This is a genomic window from Acidiferrimicrobium sp. IK (genome assembly GCF_025499425.1).
GTDB lineage: Bacteria > Actinomycetota > Acidimicrobiia > Acidimicrobiales > Palsa-688 > Acidiferrimicrobium.
This window is the reverse complement of the sequence record NZ_JAIMCB010000015.1, coordinates 42,400-67,252: the sequence shown is the minus strand read 5'-3', so window position 1 is coordinate 67,252 and position 24,853 is coordinate 42,400. Positions and strand designations below refer to the sequence as shown.

The window sequence follows — 24,853 nt, the reverse complement described above, 5'->3', positions numbered from 1 at the left end:
TACCGGTACTATGGTCGGTGGCATGGTCCGGCTGCCCCTCACCCAAGCGGAGGTCGACCGGGGGCAGCGCCTCGGGGCCCTCCTGCGACAGGCCCGCGGCAGCCGTTCGATGCTCGAAGTGGCGCTTCGAGCCGGAGTCTCCCCCGAGACCGTCCGCAAGATCGAGTCCGGTCGCGTGGCCACCCCCGCCTTCTCGACCGTGGCCGCCATCGCCGGGGTCCTCGGCGTGTCCCTCGACGAGCTGTGGGCAGAGGTCGACCGGTCACTCCGAGGTGGGGTGGGGCCGAGGGCGCAGGCCGGATCCCGCCACGACGTCGCCTGACTCGGACCTGACTCCGGCCTGGCACCAGCCTGCCTTGGGGCCTGACCGCCACGCCCACGGGCCAGTCCCTACGCTCGGGCGGGTGGCCGCCCGTCCAACCCCGTCTTGTGCCGCCCGGCTGCGGCTCGCCGCCGCCGTCGTAGCCGTCGCTGCCGTCGCCGCGGCCTGCGGCGGCGGGCAGACAGTGGCGACCCATCCGACGATCCCCCCGCCGGCGACGACGCCGGTCACCCCGGCTCCGGGGGGGACCGCCGCCCCCACCACCAGCGCCACGCCCTCGACCACCGTGGCGACCTCGCCCGGCGCGCCGAGCGCCACCCAACCCTGCGGTCTGCCGGACGCCGGCGGGATCGACCACGTCGTGTGGATCCTGATGGAAAACCGGGCCGCCGACGACGTCGTCGGCTCCTCCTCAGCTCCGTATCTGGCCAGCGTCGCCCGGGCGTGCGGGTTGGCCACCAACTACGACGGCGTCGCTCACCCGAGCTTGCCCAACTACATCGCCCTCACGTCCGGCTCGACCCACGGCATCACCGACGACAGCGGCCCCGGCTCGCACCCAGTGCCCGGGCCGAGCATCTTCTCCCTGCTCGGCGACCGCTGGGCTTCCTGGCAGGAAGCCATGCCTTCCCCCTGCGACCGGACCAGCAGCGGCGAGTACGCGGTGCGCCACAACCCCGCCGCCTACTACACCGACCTCGGGCCCGGCTGCACCGCCCACGACGTGGCCCTCCCGGCCACCCCCGACCCGGTGGCGGCGTTCACCGAGCTGACCCCCAACTTGTGTCACGACATGCACGACTGCTCCACCCGGACCGGTGACGCCTGGCTCTCCGCCGAGCTGCCCCTGATCCTCGACAGCGCCACCTACCGGGCCGGCCACACCGCGGTGTTCATAACCTGGGACGAAAACGAGTCGGGGGGCACCGCCGTCCCGTGCTACGTGATCGCCCCTTCGGTGACACCCGGCACCCGGGCCGCGACCGCCTTCAACCACTACTCCCTGCTGCGCACCACCGAGGAGCTTCTCGGGCTGCACCCCCTTCTCGGGGCGGCCGCCACCGTAGCGTCCATGTCCTCGGCCTTCGGTCTTCGCCCCGCAGGCTGACGCCTGCAGCGACGGGCTATCGGGTCCCTCCCGCGCTCGGCTACGTCGTGGCGAGAGCCGAGGTCGGCCGTTGCGGCGGGTGCTGATCTCGCTGTCTGAGCCACGCCGCGAGGACGTCGGGGGGGAGCGGCCTGGACAGCAGGTAGCCCTGGATGGTGTCGCAACCGAGGGCAGCCAGGTGCTCCCAGGTGGCCTGGGTTTCCACGCCCTCGGCGACGACGGTGAGACCCAGGTTCCGGGCCAGGTCGATGCTGGAGCGCACGATCGCCGCGTCGGGCCCCTGGTCGGCCAGGCCGGCTATGAACACCCGGTCGATCTTGATCTGGTGTACCGGCATCTGGCGGATGTAGGCCATCGACGAGTAGCCGGTGCCGAAGTCGTCGATGGACAGCGTGATGCCGGAGCGGGCCAGCTGGTCGAGGATCTCCAGCGCCCGTCCTGGCTCGGACATGACGGCGTTCTCGGTGATCTCGAGCTCTAGGTGGTCGACGGGGACAGCGTGCGCGGCGAGGGCTCGGGCCACCTGGGCCGGGAAGTCGTGGTCGAGCAGGCAGCGCGGCGAAACGTTGACCGCGACGTGGATGTCGAGTCCGGCGGCTCCCCAGGTGGCGACCTGGTGGAGTGCCATGTCGAGCACCCGGTCGGTGAGCGGCTTGATGAGCCCGGTCCGCTCCGCGATGTCGATGAACTCGTCGGGCGGGATGTTGCCCTCGGTGGGGTGGTTCCATCGGGCCAGCGCCTCGACACCGACGATGGCCCCGCTGCGGGTGTCGGCCTTCGGTTGGTAGTGCAAGGTGAGCTGCTCGGGGTCGTCGATGGCCCGGCGCAGGTCACCGAGCAGCGTCAGGCGGCTCCGGCTGTGGGTGTCGAGGTCCGGTGCGAAGACGGTGACCCGGTCCTGGGTGTCTTTGGCCACGTACATCGCGATGTCGGCGCGCTGCATCAGCTCGACGAAGGTGGTGCCGTGGTCGGGTGTAACCGCCACCCCGATGCTGCCCGACACGTCGAGGGTGGCGTCGTCCACCTCGAAGGGCGCGTCCAGCGCCGCGAGGAGAGCCCGGGCGGCTCGCTCCGCGTCGGCCGGGGATGCCAGGTCGGTGAGCAAGGCCGCGAACTCGTCGCCGCCCAGGCGGGCCACCGTCCCGGCGTCGCCCAGCGCGTCTTGCAGGCGGCTGCCGATGGCGCGAAGCAACAGGTCGCCGACGTGATGTCCGAGGGTGTCGTTGACGTCCTTGAACCGGTCGAGATCGAGCAGCAGCAACCCCACTCGGCTCCCGCCGCCTCTCGCGTCGGCGATGGCGCGGGCCGCCCGGTCCTCCAGGTTGACCCTGTTGGGGAGCCCGGTGAGCGCGTCGGTGAGAGCTAGCTGGTGGTTGAGGTCCATCTGCCGGTGCAGCCGCCGTGAGGACCGCGACACGAGACGGAACAGCGTGAGGTAGGCGATGGTCAGGCCAATGGCCAGAGTGAAGGCGATGGTCTGGGTGTCCTTGGCGACCGCGGAACTGATCGCCGCGTACGGCATGTACACCATGGCCAGCATCGGCACGCGGCCGATGCTGATCGGTACGTACACCGCGACCAGGCGGTGGTAGCGGGCGAGGAGGAACCGGGCGGCCGGGGTGCAAGCGCACGACGGTGTCCGCAGGTCCGCGTAGCCGGCGTTGCCGGCCAGCGCGGCGCGGTACGGGCCGGTGACGGGGACCGGCGCGCCGCGGTCGTGCCCCGTGCTGTCGTAGAGGACCGTGTCTTTGTAGACCGCCTCGGCGCCGACCGCCTGACCGGCCTCCAGCGCGGTGGCGGCCCTCGACTTGGTGCTGGAGTCCAATGAGTTGAAGCCGGCCGCGCCGAAACGGACCGCGACGATCATGTCGTTGGCGACTGCGGTGGTCTCCCGCCGCTGCACCAGGTTGTGAAGCTGGTAGCCGATCCCGGCCCCCAACGCCGCGAACAGGACCAGGCACAAGAGCGCGAAGCGGGTCACCAGCGACATCCGCTGTCCGATCCGCCGCCTCCAGCCTCTCACGGGGTCCCTATCGGCAACCTGCCAATGAACTTGAGTGGTATCGCCCGGTCGGGTCGGTTCAGATGCGGGCCGCCGCGTCGGCGCCGCTGCGGATCGCTCCTTGGATGTAGCCGACCGTCGCGCAGTCGCCGGCCGCGACGGTCTCCAGACCGGCCGCGCGGAGCGCGTCGGCCAGGGTCGGGTCGGGACGGACCCCCGCCGCGTAGATGACGGTGTCGGCGGGGACGGACTGCTCGTCACCGCCGCTCTCGAAGGTGACGGTGGTGCGGTCGATCCGGGTGACGGCGGCGTTGCGCTCGGTGCGCACCCCGGCACCCGCCAGCTCGTGGAGGGCCCGCATCCGTCGGGGGAGGGCCATCTCCGCGCCCAGGTAGGCGCTGTCTTCGAGGACGGTCACCGTACGCCTCCGTTCGGCGAGAAATTCGGCCAGCTCGACGCCGACCAGGCCGCCGCCGACCACCGCGACCCGCCGCCCGATGGGCATCCAAAGCCGCGACAGGCGGCGGAGGCGGGCGGGGTCCTCGAGCAGCCGGGCGGCGCGGGCCGCGCCGAGCAGCCAGCCCATCCCGCGACCCACGCCTGGCGGCGTCCCGCTGCCGATGAGCAGGTCGCGCAGGTCGTCGCCGGAGAGGACATGGGGAAGGTCGCCTCCGGGGACGGCTGGGCGTACTCGGCGGGCGCCGGTGGCCACGACCACGACGTCGGGGTGCTCGGCCGCGACGTCATCGGCGTCCGCCGGCCGGCCGAGGCGCACCTCCACGCCTGCGTCCCGGGTCGCGGCGACGAGGTAGCGGACCAGCTCGCCGTTGGCCGGCGTCGTGAGCGACGACAAGAGCGCGGTGCCCCCCAGCCGGCGGCTCTCCATGACCAGCACCTCGTGGCCCCGCCCGGCCGCGACCCGGGCCGCTTCCAGGCCGGCCGGCCCGCCGCCGACCACCACGACCCGCCGCCCGCCGGTCGCCGCCGGCACCGGACGGTCGTAGTGGCCGAGACGGGCGTTGACGGCGCACACCGGCCGTCCGTCCCAGAAGTTCTCGGCCACGCACACGAAGCAGTTGATGCAGGTCCGGATCAGCTCCGGCCGTCCGGCCGCCAGCCGGTTGGGGATCTCCGGGTCGGCCAGCAGCTGGCGTCCCATGGCCACGAAGTCACAGACGTCACCGCCCGAGAGCAGCTCCTCGGCCAAGGCCGGCGAGATGCGCCCGACGGCGATGACCGGCACCTCGACGGCTGCCTTCACCTGGCGAGCCAGCTCGATGTACTGGCCGGGTCGCCACGGCAGCGGGCCCTCGGTGAAGGCATACGTCAGGGGGTTCTGGCTGTAGGAGCTGACATGGACGGCGTCGGCGCCGGCGCCGGCGGCCAGCGCGCCGTGGGCCGCGGCCAGCTCCGGTGTGATCCCGCCGCCGTGTTCTTGGCCGTCGAGACGCACGACCACCGCGAATTCCGGTCCGCACGCCTCCCGCACGGCGCGCACGACCCGGGTCAGGAGCCGGGCCCGGTTGTCGCTCGACCCGCCGTACTCGTCGCCCCGGCGGTTCGAGTACGGCGACAGGAACGACGCGATCAAGTAGCCGTGCCCTCCGTGCACCTCCACCCCGTCGAGGCCCGCGGCCTGCACCCGGCGGGCGGCGGCCGCGAAGGCGCCCACCACCCAGTCGAGGTCCTCGCTGGTCGCGGCTCGAGCCGTCGGGATCTGGCTGCCGTTGGCGGCGAGGAGGCCCGCCAGCTCGTCGGGTAGGACGTTCTCCAGCTCCGCTTGGAATTCGGGCAGCGGCACGGACGCCACCAGCTGTTCGCGGCCCTCCATGGTGTCGACGCGGGCCACCTTGCCGTGATGGCACATCTGGACGATCATCTTCGCCCCGTGGGCGTGGACGGCCTCGCCCAGTCGGCGCAGGCCGGGGATGCAGTCGTCGCTCGACAGGGACGGCTGGTGGCGCGACGTGGCGCCCACCGGATAGGCCACCGCGGAGGTCTCGAGGATCAGCAGGCCCACCCCGCCGCGGGCGCGCTCCTCGTAGTGGGCGACGACCTCATCGGTGATCAGCCCCTCGTCGCTGCAGGCGTTTTGATCCATAGCCGGCAGCACCACCCGGTTGCGGAGCTGCAACGGTCCCAGGCGGCCAGGGGCCAGGAGATGGCTGAAGCGGGACGGGTTCACGGCGACACCCCCATGTCGGGGACCGATTGTACGGGCGCCTCCGTCTTAAATCAACAGTTGTCGCTCTAAGACGGCTCGGGGGGGTGGAGCGCCGCTCGGACCACCAGCTCCGCGATCTCGGTGACGTGCCGCCGGCTGATGCTGCGGCGGACCACGACGGTGTGGACGACGAACGGCCCGATCAGCATCTCGATGATCCGCCCCGACTCGATGTGGGCGGCGATCTCCCCTCGGGTTTTGGCCCGCTCGACCACGTCTTTCATGCACTCCACGATCGGGTCCCAGTGCCGTCGTATGACCTCGGCGGCCAGCGGGTCGGCGTCGGTGATGAGGGAGGTGATCACGCCGATCTCCACCGGGTCGTTGAAGAACCGCGCCAGTGCTGACGCCAGCGCGTGGACGTCGCGGGGCCAGCTCCCCGTGTCGGGGATCGAGATCCCGCGGAAGAACGAGCTGAGCGCCTCGGCGATCAGGTCGCCGCGGGTGGGCCAGCGGCGGTAGACCGTCGCCCGGTGGACCCCGGCCCGGTCGGCGACCTCGGTCACCCCGAAGGAGAACTGCCGCTCCCGGAACAACTCGAGCACGGCATCGGCGACCGCCGCCCGCACCCGCTCGGAGCGACCCCCAGGCCGGCGGTGTACCTGGTGGTCGCCGGTGGCGGTCGTCACCGCAGTCGGGACCGTCGAGCGCGGCTCGGGCATCCCCGCAAGTATGCCCGGAGCCATTCCAGGGCGCTTCGCGGGGCAGCCCGGCGGAAATCCCCCCGGCGCCCTTGACCTGTCCTGGACCTGACGTTACTCTCTCATGGAAGCGCTTACATCAAGGCGCTGAACATCCGGGGGGATTGTGGAGCCATCGGGGGCCGGCGCGCCCACCATCTACGACGTTGCGGATCGGGCGGGGGTTTCCATCGCCACCGTATCCCGGGTCCTCAACGGGCACACCAACCTGCGGGCCGCCACCCGCCAGCGGGTGATGGACGCGGTCGGCGAGCTCAAGTTCGTGCCAAACGGCGCCGCCCGGGGGCTGTCACAGGGACTCAAAAAGGTGGTGGGGATCGTCTTCGACGGCGTGCCCGCCACCGATGACCTCCTAAGCGTCGAGGAGGAGACCCTGCTCTTCAGCGACTCGATCGTGCGTGGCGCCGAGGCCGGCGCGTCGCAGCTGGGCTACTCGCTGCTGCTCAACAGCGCCGGGGGAAGCTCCGGCGACCCGGAGCGCACCATCAACGGCCTGACCGGCAAGGTCGACGGGCTGATCTTGCTCGACCGGGTCCTGCCCGAGCGGCGCGTCGCTCCCCTGGCCAAGCGGATCCCGATGGTGCTGCTGGCCGGTAGCGGCCGGACCCGCTCGGCGGTGACGGTGCGGGTGGACAACGCGGCGGCCATGGCCGACGTGGCCGCCCACCTCGTAAGCGGCCACGGTTTCCGGCGCCTGGCGTTCGTGTCTGGCCTGGCGGCCAGCCCCGACAGCACCACCCGGGCCCAGTCCTTCGTCGCCTCAGTGACCGAGCTGGGCGGGACGGTGCAGCCGCTCGAGGCGTGGGCCGCCGACTGGACATCGGGCGGCGCGGCCCGCGCTACCCGCCAGTGGCTGGAGTCGGGCGGCGAGCTGCCCGAAGGGATCGCGTGCGCCAACGACCAGATGGCCATCGGCGTGATGCACGTGCTGGCCGGAGCGGGGGTCAAGGTCCCCGAGGAGGTCGCGGTGGTGGGATTCGACGACATCCCCGTGGTCCGCCACCTTTCACCCGCGTTGACCTCGGTGCGCCAGCCCAGCCGTCAGCTGGGCGCGACGGCCGTGGAGGTGCTGGTCGGGTTGGTCGAAGGCCGGCCGCCGGCCAGCCGGGACATCGTGCTGCCCACCCAGCTCCAGATCCGGGGCAGCTGCGGGTGCCGCGCGGAGCATCACGGTCTTCTGTCCGAGACCTGGGATCTGGGGGTCTGAGGTGCGCTATCTCCTGCGCCGGCTGGGCTTCTACGTGATCACGGCCTGGGCCGCGTTGACGATCAACTTCTTCCTGCCCCGCCTGATGCCCGGTAGCCCGGTCCAAGCCGCGTTGGACAAGCTGCACGGCACGGTTTCTCCGGGGGTGGTCAAAGCGCTGGCGGCCCAGTTCGGCATCAACACCAAAGCCAGCATGCTCAGCCAGTACGGCCACTTCTGGTCCCAGATGGCCCACGGTGACCTCGGGATCTCCACCAGCCAGTACCCGACGAGGGTCACGACGATCATCGGCCACGCGTTGCCGTGGACGATTGCCCTGGTCGGAGTGGCCAGCATCATCAGCTTCGCGTTGGGCACCTTGCTCGGGATCCTCATCGCCTGGCGCCGGGGATCGCGCCTGGAGGCGCTCCTGCCCGTCACCACCTTCCTTTCCGCCGTCCCGTACTTCTGGCTGGGGCTGATCTTCGTCAGCGTCTTCGGGGTCACCCTCCACTGGCTGCCGATCTCCGGCGGTTACAGCTCCGACCTCCACGTCGGCTTCAGCTGGGGTTTCGCCCGCAGCGCCTTGTCGCACGGGGCGATGCCGGCGGTGACCATCGTGCTGGCGTCGGTGGCCGGGTGGATGGTGGGCATGCGCAACATGATGGTCACCACCCTCGGCGAGGACTACGTGATGGTCGCCCAGGCCAAGGGGCTCTCGACCCGGCGGGTGGCCTTCACCTACGCAGCGAGGAACGCCATCCTCCCGAACCTGGCCGGTTTCGCCCTGCAGCTGGGCTTCGTCGTGGCCGGGTCGCTTCTCACCGAGATCGTCTTCTCGTATCCCGGAATCGGGCTGTCGCTGCTGCAGGCCGTGCAGGAGAACGACTACCCGCTGATGCAGGGCGTGTTCCTCGTCATCACCGTCGTGGTTCTGCTGGCCAACTTCGTTGCAGACCTGCTCTATGTCGCCCTCGACCCTCGCACTCGCCAGGAGGCGTGAACCAACGTGACTGCGCCTGTAGGCGAACGTTCGACTGCCGCCGCGCCGCCGGGAGTTCCACTTTCCCCTGGCTCCCGGCGCCGGCGGCGGTCCACCCGGCTGTCCCCCAAGACCTACGCGGGGTTCGGGCTGCTCGGGTTCTTCCTGCTGCTGGCCATCATCGGCCCGGCGCTGGCTCCGTACAACCCCTCGACGAGCACCGGCCCGACGCTGGCCGGCCCGTCGTGGCATCACCTGCTCGGCACCACCCAGACCGATCAGGACATCTTCTCCGAGCTGCTGGTCGGGGCCCGGGTCACCTTGCTGATCGGGTTCCTGGCCGGGGCCATCGCCACGGCGCTGTCGGTCATCGTCGGGGTGACCGCCGGCTACCTCGGAGGTTGGGGCGATGAGGGGCTGTCCCTCTTCGCCAACCTGTTCCTCGTCATCCCGGCCCTGCCGCTGGTGATCGTGCTCACCTCGTATCTTCCCCACGCCGGTCCCGCCGCCATAGCGGTGGTGATCAGCGTGACCGGTTGGGCATGGGGCGCCAAGCTGCTGCGGGCCCAGACCCTCTCCATCCGACGGAGGGACTACATCGAGGCGGCCCGCATCGCCGGCGAGCGGACATGGCGGATCGTGTGCTTCGAGATCCTGCCCAACGAGCTGGCCATCGTGGCGTCGAGCTTCTTGTTCACCGTCCTGTTCGCCATCTTGACCCAGGTGGCGCTGGACTTCCTCGGACTGGTCAACGTGTCGGGCGCTTGGACGTGGGGCACGATGCTGTACTGGGCGCAAAGCGACAGCGCCCTCAACGTCGGGGCCTGGTGGTGGTTCGTTCCGCCGGGCCTGTGCGTGGCGCTGGTGGGTACCGGCCTGGCCCTCGCCAACTTCGGTCTCGACGAGCTGATCAACCCCCGTCTGCGCACCGCCGGCCTGAGCCGCAAGTCAGACGCCAAGCTGGCCCGGCTCGGGTTCACCCCGGTTCACCGGGCCCTGCCCGCGGCTCCGACCCATGCCCGGATGGGCGCGACGTTCACGGCGGTGCAGCGCCGCGCTGACGACGACCCCGCCGCCACCCCGGTCCACTCCAACGGGAGCACCCGATGAGCGCGCTCGGCGTCGAGGGCTGGCCGACGCCGGCCACCGAGCGGCCCGTCGTCTTGGAGGCCCGGGGCCTGAGCGTCGACTACGCAGGCCACGAAGGCGCCGTGCGGGCCGTGCACGACGTGGACCTGGTGCTGCGCCGGGGCGAGGTCCTCGGCCTGGCCGGCGAGAGCGGGAGCGGCAAGTCGACGTTGGCCTACGCGATGACCAGGCTCCTGCGGGCGCCGGGGCTGATCTCCGGAGGCCAGGTGACCTTCCACGACGGCCGACCGCCGGAGGAGGGGGGAGTGGGATCGGTGTCGCTGCTCGACGCCGAGCCGGACCAGCTGCGCCGGTTGCGATGGTCGGAGATCGCCATCGTCTTCCAGTCCGCGCTTCACGCGCTCAACCCGGTGATCTCGATCGAGGCGCAGCTGACCGACGTGCTGGCGGCTCACCACCGCGGGGCCACCCGCTCGGAGCGAGCCGAGCGGGCCGCGGACCTGCTCGCCCTGGTCGGCATCAACCGCGACCGGCTCCGCAGCTATCCCCACGAGCTGTCGGGAGGCATGCGTCAACGGGTGATGATCGCCATGGCCCTCGCGCTCGACCCCCAGGTAGTGATCATGGACGAGCCCACCACCGCGCTCGACGTGGTGACCCAGCGGGAGATCCTCGACGAGATCACCTCCTTGCGCGACCGGCTCGATTTCTCCGTGCTGTTCATCACCCACGACCTGTCGCTGCTCATCGAGCTGGCCGACTCGATCGCGGTGATGTACGGCGGGAGGATCGTCGAGCAGGGCGCAGCGAAGGAGATCTACGACTCGCCCCGTCACCCCTACACCGTCGGGTTGGTCAGCTCGTTCCCGTCGATGCACGGCGCCCGGCGGCGTCTTTCGGGGATCCCCGGCTCACCGCCCGACCTGCGCAACCCGCCGCCCGGCTGTGCGTTCCATCCCCGCTGCCCCTTCAGCGACGAGCAGTGCCGCTCGCAGCAGCCGGCGCTGGTGCCGGTTCCCCGGCTGGGCCCGGAGACGGGCCCGGGCCGCCTGGCGGCGTGCTGGCACCAGCAGGAGGCGGGCGTGACCGACGAACTGGCCGGAGTGAAGGGAGGGCCACGGCGATGACCGCGACCGAAGTCACGACACCAGCGCTGCGGGCCACCGGCCTCACCCAGCACTACCCGATCCGGGGGGCGGGCGGCAAGAAGGTCGTGCACGCCGTGGACGACGTGTCGTTGGAGTTGTGGCCGGGCCAGGTGACCGCAGTGGTCGGCGAGAGCGGGTCGGGCAAGTCGACGCTGGCCCGGATCCTCGCTCGCCTCGTCGCCCCGACCGCCGGACAGCTTTGGCTGGACGGCGCCGAGGTCCCGCTCTCCACCCGCCGCGGGTCGCGCGGCTACCGGAGCACGGTGCAGCTGATCCTGCAAGACCCGTTCTCGTCGCTCAACCCGGTGCACACCGTCGGCTACCACCTGGCCAGGCCGCTGCGCATCCACCGGATGGCGGAGCGCTCCGCCACCGACAAGGCGGTGGCTGCGCTCTTGGAGCGGGTGAAGCTCACCCCTCCGTCGCAGTACGCCGGCAAGCTCCCCCACGAGCTGTCCGGCGGGCAGTTGCAGCGGGTGGCCATAGCCCGGTGCCTGGCTGTGCAGCCGCGAGTGCTGCTCGCCGACGAACCGGTGTCGATGCTCGACGTGTCCATCCGTCTCGGGGTCCTCAACCTGCTGGAGGAGATCTGCCAGGAGGAGCGCCTGGCGGTGCTGTATGTCACCCACGACCTGGCGTCCGCCCGCTACCTGGCGACGTCGATCATGGTGATGTACGCCGGTCAGGTCGTCGAGTCGGGCCCGGCGCTCGACGTCGTTGACCGGCCCGCGCACCCGTACACGCAGCTGCTGCTGAGCGCCGCGGCCGACCCGGAGCGGACCGGTCCGGCGGTGCTCACCACCAGGGGAGGGGCCCCCCCGAGCCTCATCGACCCGCCCACGGGATGCCGCTTCCATCTGCGCTGCCCCCACGCCATGGCGGTCTGCTCCACCGATGCACCGCCGAGCGTCGACGTCGGCGGCGGACAGCACGCCGCGTGCTGGCTCCACGCGGAGAGCGGGACACGGGCGGGCAGCGCCCTTCCTGGGGCCCGACCGCCACCGCAGGCCTCGTAGCCAAGGATCCCGACCGCATCCGCGGCGGTGCCGTCCCCCGCATCGGAGGACGGCGCCGCCGCCGAAGGCGGATCGAGCCAGGCCCGGCTCGACTCACCGACGGATGCGACCGGCGTACAAGCCACGAGGACACCCGAACAGGTCACCCAATCGCAGACCGGGAAGCCGGCCGACTCCATGGAGGATACGCAATGAAACAGACAACCGTCGCAACCGTCGCCGTCGCTTGCTCGCTCGGCCTGGTGGCCGCAGCCTGCGGCTCGAGCACGAAGAGCCCTTCGGCCAACAGCACCCCGGCCAGCGCCAGCACCGGGTCCAGCAGCGCCGGCAACTCGGCCGCCGGCGCCAACCTGACCGTCACCGTCGAGTCCAACACCCTGGCCGGGCCGATCACCCCGGGCTTCAACCCGTTCCTCGGCAGCGCCCAGGACGCATACGGCCTCGGGGCGACCTCGATGATCTACGAGCCGCTCCTGCAGTTCAACATCCTCAAACCCAACGTCACCTACCCGTGGCTGGCGTCGAGCTACGCGTGGTCCAACGGCGGCAGGACCCTGACGTTCAACCTGCGAAGCGGGGTCAAGTGGAGCGACGGCACCCCCTTCACCAGCGACGACGTGCTGTTCACGTTCAACACCGTCAAGGCCACCGCGGCTTTGAACCTGAACGGGATCAGCTTCACGTCGATCGCTGCGCCGTCACCGACGCAGGTCGTGATGACGTTCGATCAGCCCGCCTACACCCAGTTCTACGCCATCGCCGGTCAGACCCTGATCGTGCCGAAGGCCAAGTGGTCATCGGTGCCCAACATCGCCACCTACACCAACTCGACCCCGGTCGGGACCGGGCCCTACGTCCTCAAGTCCCTCACCTCCCAGGCCATCACGCTGACCAAGAACCCGAACTACTGGCAGCCGGGCAAGCCGTCCATCGGCACCCTGGTCTTCCCTGACTACGAATCCAACACCAGCGCGGCGTCCGCGTTGCAGAGCGGATCGTTGACATGGGGCGGCAACTTCATCTCGCACATCCAGCAGATATTCGCCAACACCCCCGACCACGTCTTCTACTCGCCGCCCAACAACACCGTGGCGCTGTGGCCGAACCTCACCACCTGGCCGACCAACAACCTGGCGGTCCGCAAGGCGATCAGCCTGGCCATCGACCGGACGCAGGTATCCCAGGAAGGTGAGCAAGGCGACGAGGCGCCGGCCACGACCAACACCGGCCTCATCCTCCCCAACGACAAGCAGTACGTGACGTCGAGCGCCAACACGCTGCCGTTCGACCAGGCGCAGGCCAAGTCGGTGCTCCAGTCGGCCGGGTTCACCCTGAAGGGCGGGGTGTGGACGTCGTCGAGCGGTCAGCCGGTGACCATCAACCTGGAGGACCCGGCGTCGTACTCCGACTACATGGCCTCGGACCAGGCCATCGCCCAGCAGCTCACCGCCTTCGGGATCAAGACCAACGTCAACGGCGTGTCGGTGAACGCGTGGAACTCGGACCTCTCGAGCGGCAAGTTCCAGATGACGTTGCACTGGGGTCAGACCGCCGACACCCCCTATGGCCAGTTCGACAACTGGCTCGACCCTGCGCTGATCGGGGGCGCGACCGGCAACTTCGAGCGGTTCAACGACCCGACCGCCACCGCCGCTCTCCACGCCTACGCGGGGGCCGGCTCTCCGGCGGAGGCGTCCACCGCCATCGCCACCCTCGGCGGGATCGTGGCTGCCCAGCTGCCGATCATCCCGATCATGTACGGCGCAGCATGGGGCGAGTACAACGCGTCAAAGGTCACCGGGTTCCCGTCCGCCAGCAACCCTTACGACCCGGCGCAGCCGTCGGCGCCCTCCAACGAGTACGTCGCCCTCCAGCTCAAGCCGGCCAGCTAGCGCCCGGCGCGGCCGCCTCTCCATCTCTCGTTCAGGAAGGGTTCTTCTGCTGTGACCAGCTCCGCATCGTCTCCGGCCGCGTCCTCGTTCCCCCACGGCTTCTTGTGGGGGACGTCGACGGCGTCCTACCAGATCGAGGGCGCCGTGGGCGCCGACGGCCGAGGGCCGTCCATCTGGGACACCTTCAGCCACCGCCCCGGGGCGACCCACAACGGCGACACCGGCGACGTCGCCTGCGACCACTACAACCGGTTGGACACCGATCTCGAGCTGCTCTCCGAGCTCGGCGCCGGGTCCTACCGGTTCTCGGTGGCGTGGCCGCGGGTGCAGCCGACGGGCAAGGGGCCGGCGAACCCGGCCGGTCTGGACTTCTACAAGCGTCTGGTAGACGGCCTGCACCAGCGCGACATCCTCCCCGCCCTCACCCTTTACCACTGGGATCTCCCCCAGCCCCTCGAGGACGCGGGAGGCTGGACGGTGCGCGACACCGCCGAGCGCTTCGCTGACTACGCGGCCGTGGTGGCCGACGCGCTCGGCGAGTCGGTCGGGCTGTGGATCACCCTGAACGAGCCGTGGTGCTCGGCGTGGCAGGGCTACGGCTCGGGTAGTCACGCACCTGGACGGCGCGACATCGGAGCGGCGGTCGCAGCCAACCACCACCTGCTGCTGGCCCACGGTCTGGGTGTCGACGTCCTGCGGACATCGGTCCCCGGCGCCCAGGTCGGGGTGAGCCTCAACGTGGCGCCGATCCGCGCCGCCACCGATCATCCCGACGACGTGCGAGCCGCGCGGCTGGTCGACGGCAACCAGAACCGGCTGTTCACCGAGCCGGTGTTTCGCGGCCGCTACCCCGAGGACATGTTGGAGCACTACGCCAGCCACAGCCCCGGCTTCTCGGTGGTCGCCGACGGCGACTTGGAGGTGATCAGCCGGCCGATCGACTTCCTCGGCGTCAACTTCTACTTCCCGCAGGTGGTCGCCGCCGCGGCCCGTCGTCGGGAGGCGAGCGGAGCCGGGTTCGGGATCCCCGTGGCCTACAACCACGTCGCCGAGGACCTCGGGGTGGTGGGCGTGTTCCACCCCGAGGCGGACCGCACGGCCATGGACTGGGAGATCGACCCGGCCGGCCTGGTCGAGCTGCTGGTCGGGCTCCACCGCGAATACGGACCGGTGCCGATGTACATCACGGAGAACGGGGCGGCGTTCTCCGACTACGTGGGACCCGACGGTGCGGTCCACGACCGTGACCGCATCGCCTACCTCGACGGCCACCTGAGCGCGTTGCGCGAGAGCATCGCCGCCGGCGTCGACCTGCGCGGCTATTTCGTGTGGAGCTTGATGGACAACTTCGAGTGGGCGCACGGATACCACAAGCGGTTCGGGTTGACCTGGATCGACTACCCGACCGGCACCCGCCTGCCGAAAGACAGCTTCTTTTGGTACCGCCAGGTCGTGACCACCAACGCCGTGCCGCCGCTGCTCGGGGCGGGCCCAGGCGAAGGGGCCGGTGGGGACGAACCACCCCGATAGGCACCAACCTTCCGGGTTGGGCCGTAATCGCTCCGACCCACATTAATTAGCTCGATAGGTATTAATCGCCCCGGTCGGGGTGATATTTCCGGCCGGCATTCAAGGTGGACGGACAGAATGCCGATACGAAAATGTGCCTCTTTTATCTCGTGGCCCCGACCGTGGTACGCCGTTACGACGACTTCGCTATGTACCGCACCGGGCGATCGTGGCGTTGGCGGCTGTGTTGATGGCGGTGGCGGTCGGCAGTGGCCTGCTGGGCGCGTTCAACTCGAACCGAGCCGAGGCCGAGATCTCTGCCGTCGCCAACCGGGACGTGTCCTTGCTGACCCCGGTACGCCAGATGCAAGACGGGCTGGCGCAGTTCCAAGCCGTGGTCGACCAGGCGTCGGGCGGTGCGGCCACCACCCCCGCCAGCCTGGCGGCCGGCATCACCTATTCGACCTCCCTCGCCCAGAGCTACCAGACCCTGCAGCACGTGCTGGCCCTGCCGGACAACGCCGGGCTTGCCCCTCGCCTCGACACACTCGAGCAGGCCTTCGTCGCTTCGGAGACCGGGCTGGTCACATACGTGGCCGGTGCCACCGGCACCCGGGTCAACCCGGCCAGCGTCGTCGCGGAGCGCCAGGCCGCGCACAACCTCGACGGGGCGCTCATCACTCTCCAGTCCGCGGTCACCGCTCGCCTGGTCCGCTCGGCCGACCGGGCCCGCGCCCTGGCCCGCGACGCCCGCAACGATCTGCTGTGGTGCCTGGCGATCGGGTTCCCGTTCGGGCTGGCGGTGACCGCGCTCGTCGCTCGCAAAGCGATCCGTGTCGAGCGCGACGACGCCAGACGCGGCGCCGAGCAAGCGGTGGTCACGCAGCGCAACGAGTTCGAAGGGCGTCTGCAGCAGGCCCTGGAGATGGCCAGATCCGAAGCCCCGGCTCTCGACATCGTGGCTCAGGCGCTGAGCGAAGCCGCGCCGCACGCCGAGGCGGAGATGCTCCTCGCGGATTCGAGCCGAGCGCACTTCCGGCGGGTGCTGGATGCCGCACCGGAGCGCAGCAACGCCGGATGCGGCGTGATCTCTCCGCACGAGTGCCCGGCTGCGAGCAGCGGGCAGACGAAGGTGTTCCCGGACAGCTCCGCCCTCGGCGCCTGCCCCAACCTGCGCGGACGGGGATGCTCCGCCCTCTGCGTCCCGGTGAGCATCGCCGGCAATTCCGCGGGTGTCATCCACGTCACCTCCGCTGATGGCTCGCCGCCGTCGGAGGAGGTCCGGCGCGACGTCGAGGTCGTCGCCCGCAGGGCGTCGGAACGCTTCGCCATGCTGCGCGCCTTCGAGGTGTCACAGACCCAGGCCAACACCGACTCGCTGACCGGCCTGCTCACCCGCCGGAGCCTCGAATCCAGCATCGGTGAACTAGAAGACAGCGGCATCCCGTACGCGATCGCCTACGGGGATCTGGACCACTTCAAGCAGCTCAACGACGTGTTCGGTCACAGCGCCGGGGACCGGGCGCTGCGCGCGTTCTCCCACGTGCTGCGCGACAGCCTGCGACCCACCGACGTGGCGTGCCGCTATGGGGGCGAGGAGTTCGTCATCGTCCTGCCCGACTGCGCCGCCGACCAGGCGGTCCCGGTCCTAGAACGGGTCCGGGAGCAGCTGGCCAAACGCCTGTCGTCGGGGAAGGTGCCGGAGTTCACGGTGAGCTTCGGGATCGCGTCCTCTGATCAAGCGGCCAGCTTCGAGCAGACGGTCCACCTGGCCGACGAAGCTCTGCTCCAAGCCAAAGCGGCCGGCCGCGACCGGATCGTCACCGCGGGCGTCGCTCACCACCACGACCGGGACGTCGATCGGAGCCCGGTCGGGCTCGAGGGTCTCCTCACCGGTTGAAAGTCGCGGTCTTGGAGGCCACCGTCGGCTGGCCGACTCGCCGGCCTGACGCGTCGAGACGCCGGGCGGTCCCGGTGATCCCGGGCCCGCCCGACGTCTCGTGTGCCACTCCCCAGGCAAGCGAGCGCCTGCTCGGCGCATGGCTCAGCCCACGGTTCATCCGGTGGTTCAGCTGGTGGTCAACGCCCCCTTGTCGGTCCCGAGGGCGAACACGTGCAGCTCGCCCTGGTCGGCGCCGTTGGGCAACGTGACCGAGGCGATGGTCTTGCCTGTCGCCACTGGGAAGTTGGCGGTGAAGAGGTAGGTGCTGATGGTCTGCGGGGTGCCGCCGACCGAGTTTCGGTAGGGGGTGTCGGCCGCGGTCCCGTTCCCGAACGACGGCGTCGAGCCTCCGCCGCCTAGGGTCCAGTCGGAGAAGCCGAGGGTGACCGTCTGGCTGCTCCCGTCGGTGTAGGTGACCGTCAGCGGCCCGGTGGAGGGCCCGTTGGTCGCGGAGCCGATCAGGCCGAGGGTGGTGGCGCCGGCGACGGCCGGGACCTGGATGGTCTGGCCGGCCGCGACCACGTTGTCGGGTGTGCCGGGCGCCGCCGACGGCCAGTTGTACTGGACGCCGCCGGAGGTCACCGGCTTGCCGGCGCTGAGCCCGGCGGCGGCGAGGGCCTGCTCGGAGTAGCTGAACCCGTCACCGTCGAAGTCGGCGGCGCCCGGCGCGGTGTCGGAGGAGATGCCCTTGTTGTTGTAGTACGGCGCCAGGTCACCGGGGCGGGCTACGTCGATCTCGGCCACGACGTTCGGCAGGGGGGTGCCGGTGGCGTTGTGAAGCGAGAAGGTGACCAGGTACCGGCCGTCGGGCGTGGAGGCGGGCACGTCGAGCGCCACCGGTTCGGTGGCCCTCCCCTCGCCTCGCACGACGATGGTGCCGCTCGAGGGCCCGGCGCTCAGCCCGGACCCGCTCGGGGTGGTCGCCGACCAGGTGACACTTTGCGCCCCGGCCCCCATGCCCTGCACGCCGAGGTCGAGGGTGGTGGTGGTGCCCGGAGCGACGATGGTGTCGCCGCCGCCGGCCAGGTAGCCGAGGGCGGGGAGCAACCCGGCGGTGTCCGAGGGAGGGGCGTCGCCGGCGGCCGCCGCCCAGGCGGTGTCGGGCGTCGACGACAGGCTCCAGTCGACGGTTCCGCCCCTGGTGAGCAGCGACGCCGGCAGGTACGCCTTCTCCCACGAAGAGCCGTTGACCGTCAGGTTGGTGACGTAGGGAGCGTTGTCCGCGGCGGCGGGAGCCGACTCGGTGATGGTCTTGCCGTTACCGAGGTGGATCGCGACGGAGGAGAACTCGGGGCTGCTCACCGCCAGGTCACCCGAGCCCGGCACCTCCGGGTAGCCGCCGATCGCCGAGAACACGTACCACGAGCTCATCGCCCCCAGGTCGTCGTTGCCGGCGAGGCCGCCCGGGGCGTCGGTGTAGAGGGCGTCCGCGGTCTGGCGGATGACCTGCTGTGCCTTGTACGGCGTGCCGGCGTAGTCGTACTCGTAGGGGATGTTGAACGACGGCTCGTTGGACATCTGTACGTGGGTCGGCCCCATGTCGGTGACGCTGGCGGTCATCTGGTCCAGGTAGCTGACCCATTTGGCTCTGCCGCCGGCGGCGGCGATGAGCCCGCGCAGGTCCCACGGCTCGAACGCGGTGTACACGTAGGCGTCGGCCTCGACGAATCCGGTGGACCCAGTCGGGGTGAACCCCGGCGCGAACTGCCCGGCCGCGTCCTTCGGCTGCACGAAACCGGTGCCGGGGTTGAACACGTTCTGCCAGTTGTTGGCCCGCGCCGCGTAGGCGTTGGCGAGCGCGCCGTGGCCGGTGGCTCGGGCCAGTTCGGCGATGGCGTTGTCGGCGATGTTGTACTCCTGCTGGGTCGACACCGGCCCGTAGAAGTTGCAGCAACCGTAGGTGCCGTCCGCCGGCAGGTAGCCGTTGTTCTCGTAGTAGCTGAGCCCGGGGCGGATGTTGCCCGGGACGCTGGCCTCGGTCTCCATGTCCTTCAACGCGGTGGCGGTGTCGAAGTTGGTGGCCCCGAAGGCGTAGGCGTCGGCGATGATGCCGTCGGCGGGATCACCGACCATGACGTAGGACTCCCCGTTGTTCTCCGCCCACTTCGGGAACTGCCCGCTTTGGGCGTAGTCGTTGAGCATCGACGTGACGATGTCGCTGGTCTGGCGAGGGTCGAGCATCGCCTCGAGCTGGATGTCGCTTCGGTAGATGTCCCAGCCCGAGAAGTTGGCGTACTGGGCGCTTTGGCCGGCCCCCACGGTGTGGACCTGCCCGTCGAAGCCGATGTACTGGCCGTTGACGTCGCTGAAGGTGTTGGGGTGCAGCAGCGAGTGGTACAAGGCGGTGTAGAAGACCGCCTGCTGTGCGGGGCTGCCCCCGCCGATCTGGATCGCCCCGAGCGTCTGGTTCCACTGCCGGTGAGCGCCGGCTCGGGCGGCCGCCAGGTTCCATCCGGTCTGCTCGGTCTGGCGGTTCAGTGCGGCGTTGGCGGTGCTCACGTAGGAGACGCCGACCTGCGCTTCCAGGTGGCTGTTGGTGGAGGTGTCGAAGCTGACGTAGTCACCGGTGCCTCCGGTGCTCCAGCTGCCGTAGGAGCTGAGCGGCCGGCTGAACCTGACGTCGAAGTACATCGTGTAGGAGTTGCTGGCCCCGCAGAACTGGCCGCTGGTGATCCAGCCGTCGACCTCTTTGTTGTTGACCACCTGGAAGTGGGAGCCGGTGACGGGGGTGGCGCTGCCGGACAGCTTGAACAGCAGGTTCCCGGTCGTCGCGCCGGATGGGAAGGTGAACCGGGCCAGCCCTGAGCGGGTGGTGGTGGTCAGCTGCGTCTCCACCCCTCCGGCGGTCAGCTGGTAGTAGCCCGGTGTCGCCACCTCGCTGCTGTGGCTGAACGGCTCGGTCTGGCTGGCCGGGGTGGCGCCCACCGCTCCGGCGGTGGGCAGGATCGGCACGTCGCCCTCGGCCGAGCATCCCGGGCCGGACAGGTGGGTGAGGCTGTAGCCGAGGATCGAGGAGTCGTCGTATGAGTACCCGCCGCCGGCGGGGCGGCTCGGGGTGTCGGGGCTCCACTGCACCATCCCGAACGGGGCGTCCGCCCCGGGGAAGGTGTCGCCTCCGTTGGTGGTCCCGATGAACGGGTTGACCAGCGACGCCGGGTCGCTGACGTGGGCCGGTGCGGCGCCTGCCGCCCACCCGGTCCCGGTCGCGAGGGGCGTGACTCCGCCCCCCAAAGCCACCGCGGTCACGGCGGCGGTCCGTCTCATCCAACGACGCATGCAGGGCTCCTTGTCGGTCGGTCCGTCGATGAGGGACCGACCCCCGTCGGAGCGGTCCCTGGGCGCGCCCGATCAGACCGCCCGCCGGCGGAGGGCCGGTGGCGGCGGCCAGGTCAGGGCACGGCAGCGGAGCGTGACGGATCCCTCCCGAAATCCCCTGATAACGTTGTCAGCGCTTCGCCGGGGCGACCGTAACATCGGCGGTCGACGAGTGTCAATGGTCACCGGGCAATTCCGGTCTAGCGGTGGCATAGCCGGGCAAAATGATCCTTGACACGTTCCCGATAACGTTGTCAGGATGTCGGCCAGGTGGTCGGGGAGACCATCTCGGCGACAGTGCCCGCCATCCGGCGACGCAGCGCCGGTGACACGAACGGGAGGGGGGTCCGGTGGTGACATCCGAGCATCCGTCGGCACGCAGCCGGCCGACCATCCGCGACGTCGCCGCCGCGGCCGGTGTCAGCGTCAAGACGGTGTCGCGGGTGGTCAACCACGAGCGCGACGTCGCCCCCGCCACCGAGGCGCGGGTGCAAGAGGCCATCGCCCGCCTCGGGTTCCGCCGCGACGAGGCGGCCGCCAACCTGCGCCGGCTGGACCGCTCCACCAGGGTCGTCGGCTTGATCACCGAGGACCTGGCCAACCCGTTCTACTCGCAGCTGGCCAAAGCGGTTGAGGGCGTGGCCCGGTCGCACGGGTACCTGCTGACCGTGGCCAGCTCCGACGAGGACGCGACGACAGAGCGGGAGGTCCTCAGCGCGCTCTGCGAGCGGCGGGTGGACGGGCTCATCGTCGTGCCGACCGGCACGGACCACTCGTTTTTGACCGCCGAGCTGGCCGGGGGCCTCGCCGCGGTGTTCGTCGACCGCCCGGCGCTCGAGGGCCGGGTCGACTCGGTCCTGGCCGCCAACGCCCAAGGGGCGACCACCGCCACCGAGCATCTGCTGGCCGGAGGCCACCGCCGGATCGCGTTCATCGGCGACAACCCGGAGATCTTCACCGCCGCCGAGCGCCACCGCGGCTACGCCGAGGCGATGATGGCGGCGGGTGCCGGCATCGACTCGGACCTGGTCCGCCAGGGACCCCATGACGTCGCCGCGGGCGCCGCCGCGTTCCGGTCGCTCATGGCGCTCCCCGACCCGCCGACCGCGGTGTTCGCCGGCAACAACCGCATCACCCTCGGGGTCATGCGGGCGCTGGCCGAGCAGGAGCGGTCGGTGGCGGTGGTCGGCTTCGACGACTTCGAGCTGGCCGACATGCTGCGCCCGGCGGTTACCGTCGTGGCTCAAGACATCGACGCCATGGGTCGCACCGCCGCCGAGCTGCTCTTCCGGCGCCTGGGCGGCGACCGCCGCCCGGCGCAGACCGTGCTGCTCGGCACCCGGCTGATCCCTCGCGGCAGCGGGGAGGTCCCCCCAGCGTCCAGAGGGCTGCGGTGAGCACCCCCGCCCCGGTCGTGCTGCCGCCCAACCGGCCCCGCCAGTTCTACCGGGCGGGCACCGCGGCAATCGGGTTTCGCGGCGGCGCCGCGCTCGACCCGTACCGCCCCGAGGAGTGGCTGGCGTCGACCACGCTGCGTTGGGGCACCTCTGAGGGGCGAAGCACCCTGCCCGACGGTCGGCTGCTCGTCGACGCGCTGCGCGACGATCCCGCCGGCTGGCTGGGACCGGAGCACGCGGCCCGCTTCGGCGACGACCCGGCCCTGCTCGTCAAGCTCCTCGACGCCGGGGAGCGCCTCCCGGTACACGTGCATCCCACCCGGGAGTACGCCTACCGCCACCTCGGGTCGTTACACGGCAAGACCGAGGCGTGGGTGGTGCTGGCCACCGGGACCGGGGCGGCCGGGGCGGCCGGCGGTGCCGGGTCGGTGTGGCTCGGATGGCGGCGGGACATGGACGCCGTCGAGGTGGCCCGCCTGGTGGAGACCCAAGCCCACGACCGCCTGCTGGCGTCGCTGCACGAGATCCGGGTCCGGCCCGGCGACTCGGTGCTCGTCCCGGCCGCGACCCCCCACGCCATCGGCCCGGAAGTGTTCTGCGTCGAGCTGCAGGAGCCCACCGACTTCTCCCTCAACCTGGAGTGGGCCGGCTTCGACCTGCCCGACGGGGCCGGAGGCCAGCTCGGCCTCGACGCCGGCACGGTCCTGCGTTGCGTCGAGCGGGGCGCGCTGACCCCAGCCGAGCTGGACCGGCTGCGCAGCACCCGCGACCAGCCAGCGGGGCCGGTCACCCGGCTCCTGCCCCCCGAGGCCGACCCGTACTTCCGGGCGGAGCGGGTCGACGGCCGGCACGGAGCGGCGCTCGACGCCGGGTTCGCGGTGCTCGTCGCTACCAGCGGCGCCGGCGCCTTGCAGTGGGGACGGGACGGCTCCTTGCCGCTGGCGGTCGGCACCGCGCTGCTCGTCCCGTGGGCGGCCGGCCCGATGCGGGTCACCGGCCCGGTCCAGCTCATCGTCTGCCGGCCGCCGCGGCCCTCCGACGCTCCTCGCCCACCCCGCACCGACGCGCACCCACTCGCAAGGGAGGCTCATGCCTGAGCACACCGCACCCGCCCAGCCCGAACCCCGACCACCCGCGTCGCAGCCGACGGCCGCCTCGACGCTGGCTCCGATCCTGGAGGGCCGTGACATCCACGTGACCTACGGGCACGTGGAGGCCCTGCGCGGCGCGTCGTTCACCGCCTACCCCGGGGAGGTGGTGGCCCTCATCGGCGACAACGGCGCCGGCAAGAGCACGCTGGTCAAGTGCCTGTCGGGGGCGGAGACGCCTGACTCGGGGACCATCGAGGTCGAGGGCCGGCCGGTGACGCTGCCCAACCCGCCGGCGGCCCAGGCCCTCGGGATCGAGACCGTCTACCAGGACCTGGCGCTGGCCACCGACCTCGACGGGTCGGCCAACGTGTTCCTCGGCCGGGAGATGCTGCGCCCCGGCCTGCTCGGCCGTCTCGGGGTGCTCGACAAGGCGGCCATGCGGGCCCGGGCCCGCCAGGCGTTCTTGGAACTCGGCGTCGATCTGCAAGACGCCGGCGTCCCCGTCGGGTCGCTCTCCGGCGGCCAGCGCCAGAGCGTCGCGGTGGCCCGGGCGGTGGCGTGGGCATCGAAGGTGGTGTTTATGGACGAGCCGACCGCCGCGCTCGGCGTCGTGCAGACCGGCAAGGTCATCGACGTCATCCGCAGGGTCCGGGACCGGGGCATCACCGTCGTGCTGATCAGCCACAACATGCCCCAGGTCCTCGAGATCGCCGACCGCATCGAGGTGCTCCGCCTCGGCCGGCGCGTCGCCCGCTTCCGGGCCGACGAGGTCGGCGTCGACGACCTGGTGGCGGCCATGACCGGGGCTCACGTACAGGAGGACGCCGCGTGATCACCACCCCCTCCACCCCTTCGGCCACCGCCCCCGACCCCGGCGCAACCGGCGGCGGCGGGTCCCGACCGGGCCTGGCCAGGCTGCGAGGCCGGGTGTTCTCGTCGAGCAGCCCGGCGTGGATCTTCCTGGTCCTGGTGGTCATCGTGGCGGTGTTCAGCGTCATAAAGCCGCACCAGTTCCTGTCGTCGTTCGACATCAAGAGCATCTTCATCAACGCGTCGGTGGACTTGGTCATGGCGGTCGGGATGACCTTCGTGATCGTCACCGCCGGCATCGACTTGTCGGTCGGGTCGGTGCTGGTCTTCTCCGGCGTGGTCGCGGTGAAGGTCATGGAGGCGCTGGCGTCCGGCGCCACCGCGGTGTCCGCCGGGTGGGGCGTGATCCTCGTCGGCCTGCTGGCCGGGATGGCCGCAGGAGCCGCGTGGGGCGTGGCCCAGGGCGCGGTCATCGCCAAGGCCAAGGTCCCGCCTTTCATCGTCACCCTCGGCGGGTTCGGCGCCGCGCTCGGACTTTCGCAGGTCCTGACCAACGGCGTGGACGCCAGCGACGTGCCGGCCAAGCTGGGCAACACCATCGGCAACGGCTCGCTCGGCCCGTTTCCGTGGCTGGTCATCATCGCCCTGGTGGTCGCGGTCATCGGCGCTGGGGTGCTGCAAAGCACCCGCTTCGGTCGCTACACCTTCGCCATCGGGTCCAACGCGGAAGGGGCCCGGCGTACCGGGATCAACGTCGACCGCCACCTGCTGAAGGTCTACGCGGTGGTCGGGTTGCTCTCCGGGCTGGCCGGCGACTTGAGCCTGGCCCACTTCACGACCACCACCTTGGCGTCGCACAACAACGACAACCTGACGGTCATCACCGCGGTCATCCTCGGCGGCACCAGTCTCTTCGGCGGTGTGGGCTCCATGTTCGGCACCGTCGTCGGCGTCTTGATCCCGGTCGTCCTCGACGCCGGCCTGGTCATCGTCGGGGTCCAGACGTTCTGGCAGGGAGTGGCCGTCGGCGTGGTCCTGGTGCTGGCCGTCTACGCCGACCAGCTGCGCCGGAAGAACAACTCCCGGCGCTGACTCGGCGCTCAGGCGCCTCACACAACC

Annotated in this window: 18 protein-coding genes; 14 read left to right on the top strand and 4 right to left on the bottom strand. The window is 70.8% G+C overall.

Features of this window, described 5'->3' with window-relative positions; all coding sequences use genetic code 11:
• Positions 1-22 precede the first annotated feature (22 nt).
• Complete coding sequence (locus K6U06_RS20345; RefSeq protein ID WP_262323809.1) at positions 23-322, top strand: helix-turn-helix domain-containing protein; 300 nt, start codon at positions 23-25, stop codon at positions 320-322.
• Positions 323-404: 82 nt separating this feature from the next.
• The gene (locus K6U06_RS20340) at positions 405-1,430 is read left to right on the top strand and encodes an alkaline phosphatase family protein (RefSeq protein ID WP_262323808.1); all 1,026 of its coding nucleotides are present in this window, start codon (positions 405-407) and stop codon (positions 1,428-1,430) included.
• A 40-nt stretch (positions 1,431-1,470) separates the two neighbouring features.
• Here K6U06_RS20340 and K6U06_RS20335 read toward each other — a convergent pair whose 3' ends face one another.
• From K6U06_RS20335 to K6U06_RS20325, 3 genes are all read right to left on the bottom strand, one after another.
• Positions 1,471-3,411, bottom strand: a complete 1,941-nt coding sequence (locus K6U06_RS20335) for a putative bifunctional diguanylate cyclase/phosphodiesterase (RefSeq protein ID WP_262323807.1) — start codon at positions 3,409-3,411, stop codon at positions 1,471-1,473.
• A gap of 100 nt (positions 3,412-3,511) precedes the next feature.
• On the bottom strand, positions 3,512-5,617 hold the full coding sequence (locus K6U06_RS20330) for an FAD-dependent oxidoreductase (protein ID WP_262323806.1): 2,106 nt from the start codon (positions 5,615-5,617) through the stop codon (positions 3,512-3,514).
• A 65-nt stretch (positions 5,618-5,682) separates the two neighbouring features.
• A complete protein-coding gene (locus tag K6U06_RS20325) occupies positions 5,683-6,318 on the bottom strand; it encodes a TetR/AcrR family transcriptional regulator (protein WP_262323805.1) in 636 nt (211 codons plus the stop codon).
• A 145-nt stretch (positions 6,319-6,463) separates the two neighbouring features.
• Here K6U06_RS20325 and K6U06_RS20320 point away from each other — a divergent pair, with 145 nt between their 5' ends.
• The 8 genes from K6U06_RS20320 (at position 6,464) to K6U06_RS20285 (ending at position 17,079) form a co-directional block, all read left to right on the top strand.
• Complete coding sequence (locus K6U06_RS20320) at positions 6,464-7,564, top strand: LacI family DNA-binding transcriptional regulator (protein WP_262323804.1); 1,101 nt, start codon at positions 6,464-6,466, stop codon at positions 7,562-7,564.
• A gap of 1 nt (position 7,565) precedes the next feature.
• The gene (locus tag K6U06_RS20315) at positions 7,566-8,546 is read left to right on the top strand and encodes an ABC transporter permease (protein WP_262323803.1); all 981 of its coding nucleotides are present in this window, start codon (positions 7,566-7,568) and stop codon (positions 8,544-8,546) included.
• A 6-nt stretch (positions 8,547-8,552) separates the two neighbouring features.
• The gene (locus K6U06_RS20310; protein WP_262323802.1) at positions 8,553-9,635 is read left to right on the top strand and encodes an ABC transporter permease; all 1,083 of its coding nucleotides are present in this window, start codon (positions 8,553-8,555) and stop codon (positions 9,633-9,635) included.
• Positions 9,632-10,741 (top strand): ABC transporter ATP-binding protein, encoded by a 1,110-nt coding sequence (locus K6U06_RS20305; RefSeq protein WP_262323801.1) that lies wholly within the window; start codon positions 9,632-9,634, stop codon positions 10,739-10,741. Before K6U06_RS20310 ends, K6U06_RS20305 begins: the two co-directional genes overlap by 4 nt.
• Positions 10,738-11,778 carry an ABC transporter ATP-binding protein gene (locus tag K6U06_RS20300; RefSeq protein WP_262323800.1) on the top strand — a complete coding sequence of 347 codons (1,041 nt, stop codon included), beginning with the start codon at positions 10,738-10,740 and terminating at the stop codon, positions 11,776-11,778. Before K6U06_RS20305 ends, K6U06_RS20300 begins: the two co-directional genes overlap by 4 nt.
• 191 nt (positions 11,779-11,969) lie before the next feature.
• Positions 11,970-13,670, top strand: coding sequence for an ABC transporter substrate-binding protein (locus K6U06_RS20295; protein ID WP_262323799.1), 1,701 nt, complete (start codon positions 11,970-11,972; stop codon positions 13,668-13,670).
• 51 nt (positions 13,671-13,721) lie between these two features.
• Entirely contained in the window at positions 13,722-15,200 is a 1,479-nt protein-coding gene (locus K6U06_RS20290) for a GH1 family beta-glucosidase (RefSeq protein WP_262323798.1), read from the top strand.
• 208 nt (positions 15,201-15,408) lie between these two features.
• Entirely contained in the window at positions 15,409-17,079 is a 1,671-nt protein-coding gene (locus K6U06_RS20285; RefSeq protein ID WP_262323797.1) for a sensor domain-containing diguanylate cyclase, read from the top strand.
• 168 nt (positions 17,080-17,247) lie between these two features.
• On the opposite strand, the gene K6U06_RS20280 is transcribed toward K6U06_RS20285, so the two are convergent.
• A complete protein-coding gene (locus K6U06_RS20280) occupies positions 17,248-20,397 on the bottom strand; it encodes a GH92 family glycosyl hydrolase (protein ID WP_262323796.1) in 3,150 nt (1,049 codons plus the stop codon).
• 389 nt (positions 20,398-20,786) lie between these two features.
• Here K6U06_RS20280 and K6U06_RS20275 point away from each other — a divergent pair, with 389 nt between their 5' ends.
• The 4 genes from K6U06_RS20275 to K6U06_RS20260 are packed head-to-tail and all read left to right on the top strand — an operon-like array spanning position 20,787 to position 24,826.
• A complete protein-coding gene (locus K6U06_RS20275; RefSeq protein ID WP_262323795.1) occupies positions 20,787-21,833 on the top strand; it encodes a LacI family DNA-binding transcriptional regulator in 1,047 nt (348 codons plus the stop codon).
• Positions 21,830-22,930, top strand: a complete 1,101-nt coding sequence (locus tag K6U06_RS20270) for a class I mannose-6-phosphate isomerase (protein ID WP_262323794.1) — start codon at positions 21,830-21,832, stop codon at positions 22,928-22,930. The genes K6U06_RS20275 and K6U06_RS20270 overlap by 4 nt, the downstream gene beginning before the upstream one ends.
• On the top strand, positions 22,923-23,756 hold the full coding sequence (locus K6U06_RS20265) for an ATP-binding cassette domain-containing protein (RefSeq protein ID WP_262323793.1): 834 nt from the start codon (positions 22,923-22,925) through the stop codon (positions 23,754-23,756). The genes K6U06_RS20270 and K6U06_RS20265 overlap by 8 nt, the downstream gene beginning before the upstream one ends.
• Positions 23,753-24,826, top strand: coding sequence for an ABC transporter permease subunit (locus K6U06_RS20260; protein ID WP_262323792.1), 1,074 nt, complete (start codon positions 23,753-23,755; stop codon positions 24,824-24,826). Before K6U06_RS20265 ends, K6U06_RS20260 begins: the two co-directional genes overlap by 4 nt.
• Positions 24,827-24,853: the final 27 nt, after the last annotated feature.

Bases quoted from the DNA above. Each gene is read 5' to 3' on its own strand.
- K6U06_RS20280 (WP_262323796.1), bottom strand. From the start codon at position 20,397: ATGCGTCGTTGGATGAGACGGACCGCCGCCGTGACCGCGGTGGCTTTG.
- K6U06_RS20300 (WP_262323800.1), top strand. From the start codon at position 10,738: ATGACCGCGACCGAAGTCACGACACCAGCGCTGCGGGCCACCGGCCTC.
- K6U06_RS20265 (WP_262323793.1), top strand. From the start codon at position 22,923: ATGCCTGAGCACACCGCACCCGCCCAGCCCGAACCCCGACCACCCGCG.
- K6U06_RS20295 (WP_262323799.1), top strand. From the start codon at position 11,970: ATGAAACAGACAACCGTCGCAACCGTCGCCGTCGCTTGCTCGCTCGGC.
- K6U06_RS20305 (WP_262323801.1), top strand. From the start codon at position 9,632: ATGAGCGCGCTCGGCGTCGAGGGCTGGCCGACGCCGGCCACCGAGCGG.
- K6U06_RS20345 (WP_262323809.1), top strand. From the start codon at position 23: ATGGTCCGGCTGCCCCTCACCCAAGCGGAGGTCGACCGGGGGCAGCGC.
- K6U06_RS20325 (WP_262323805.1), bottom strand. From the start codon at position 6,318: ATGCCCGAGCCGCGCTCGACGGTCCCGACTGCGGTGACGACCGCCACC.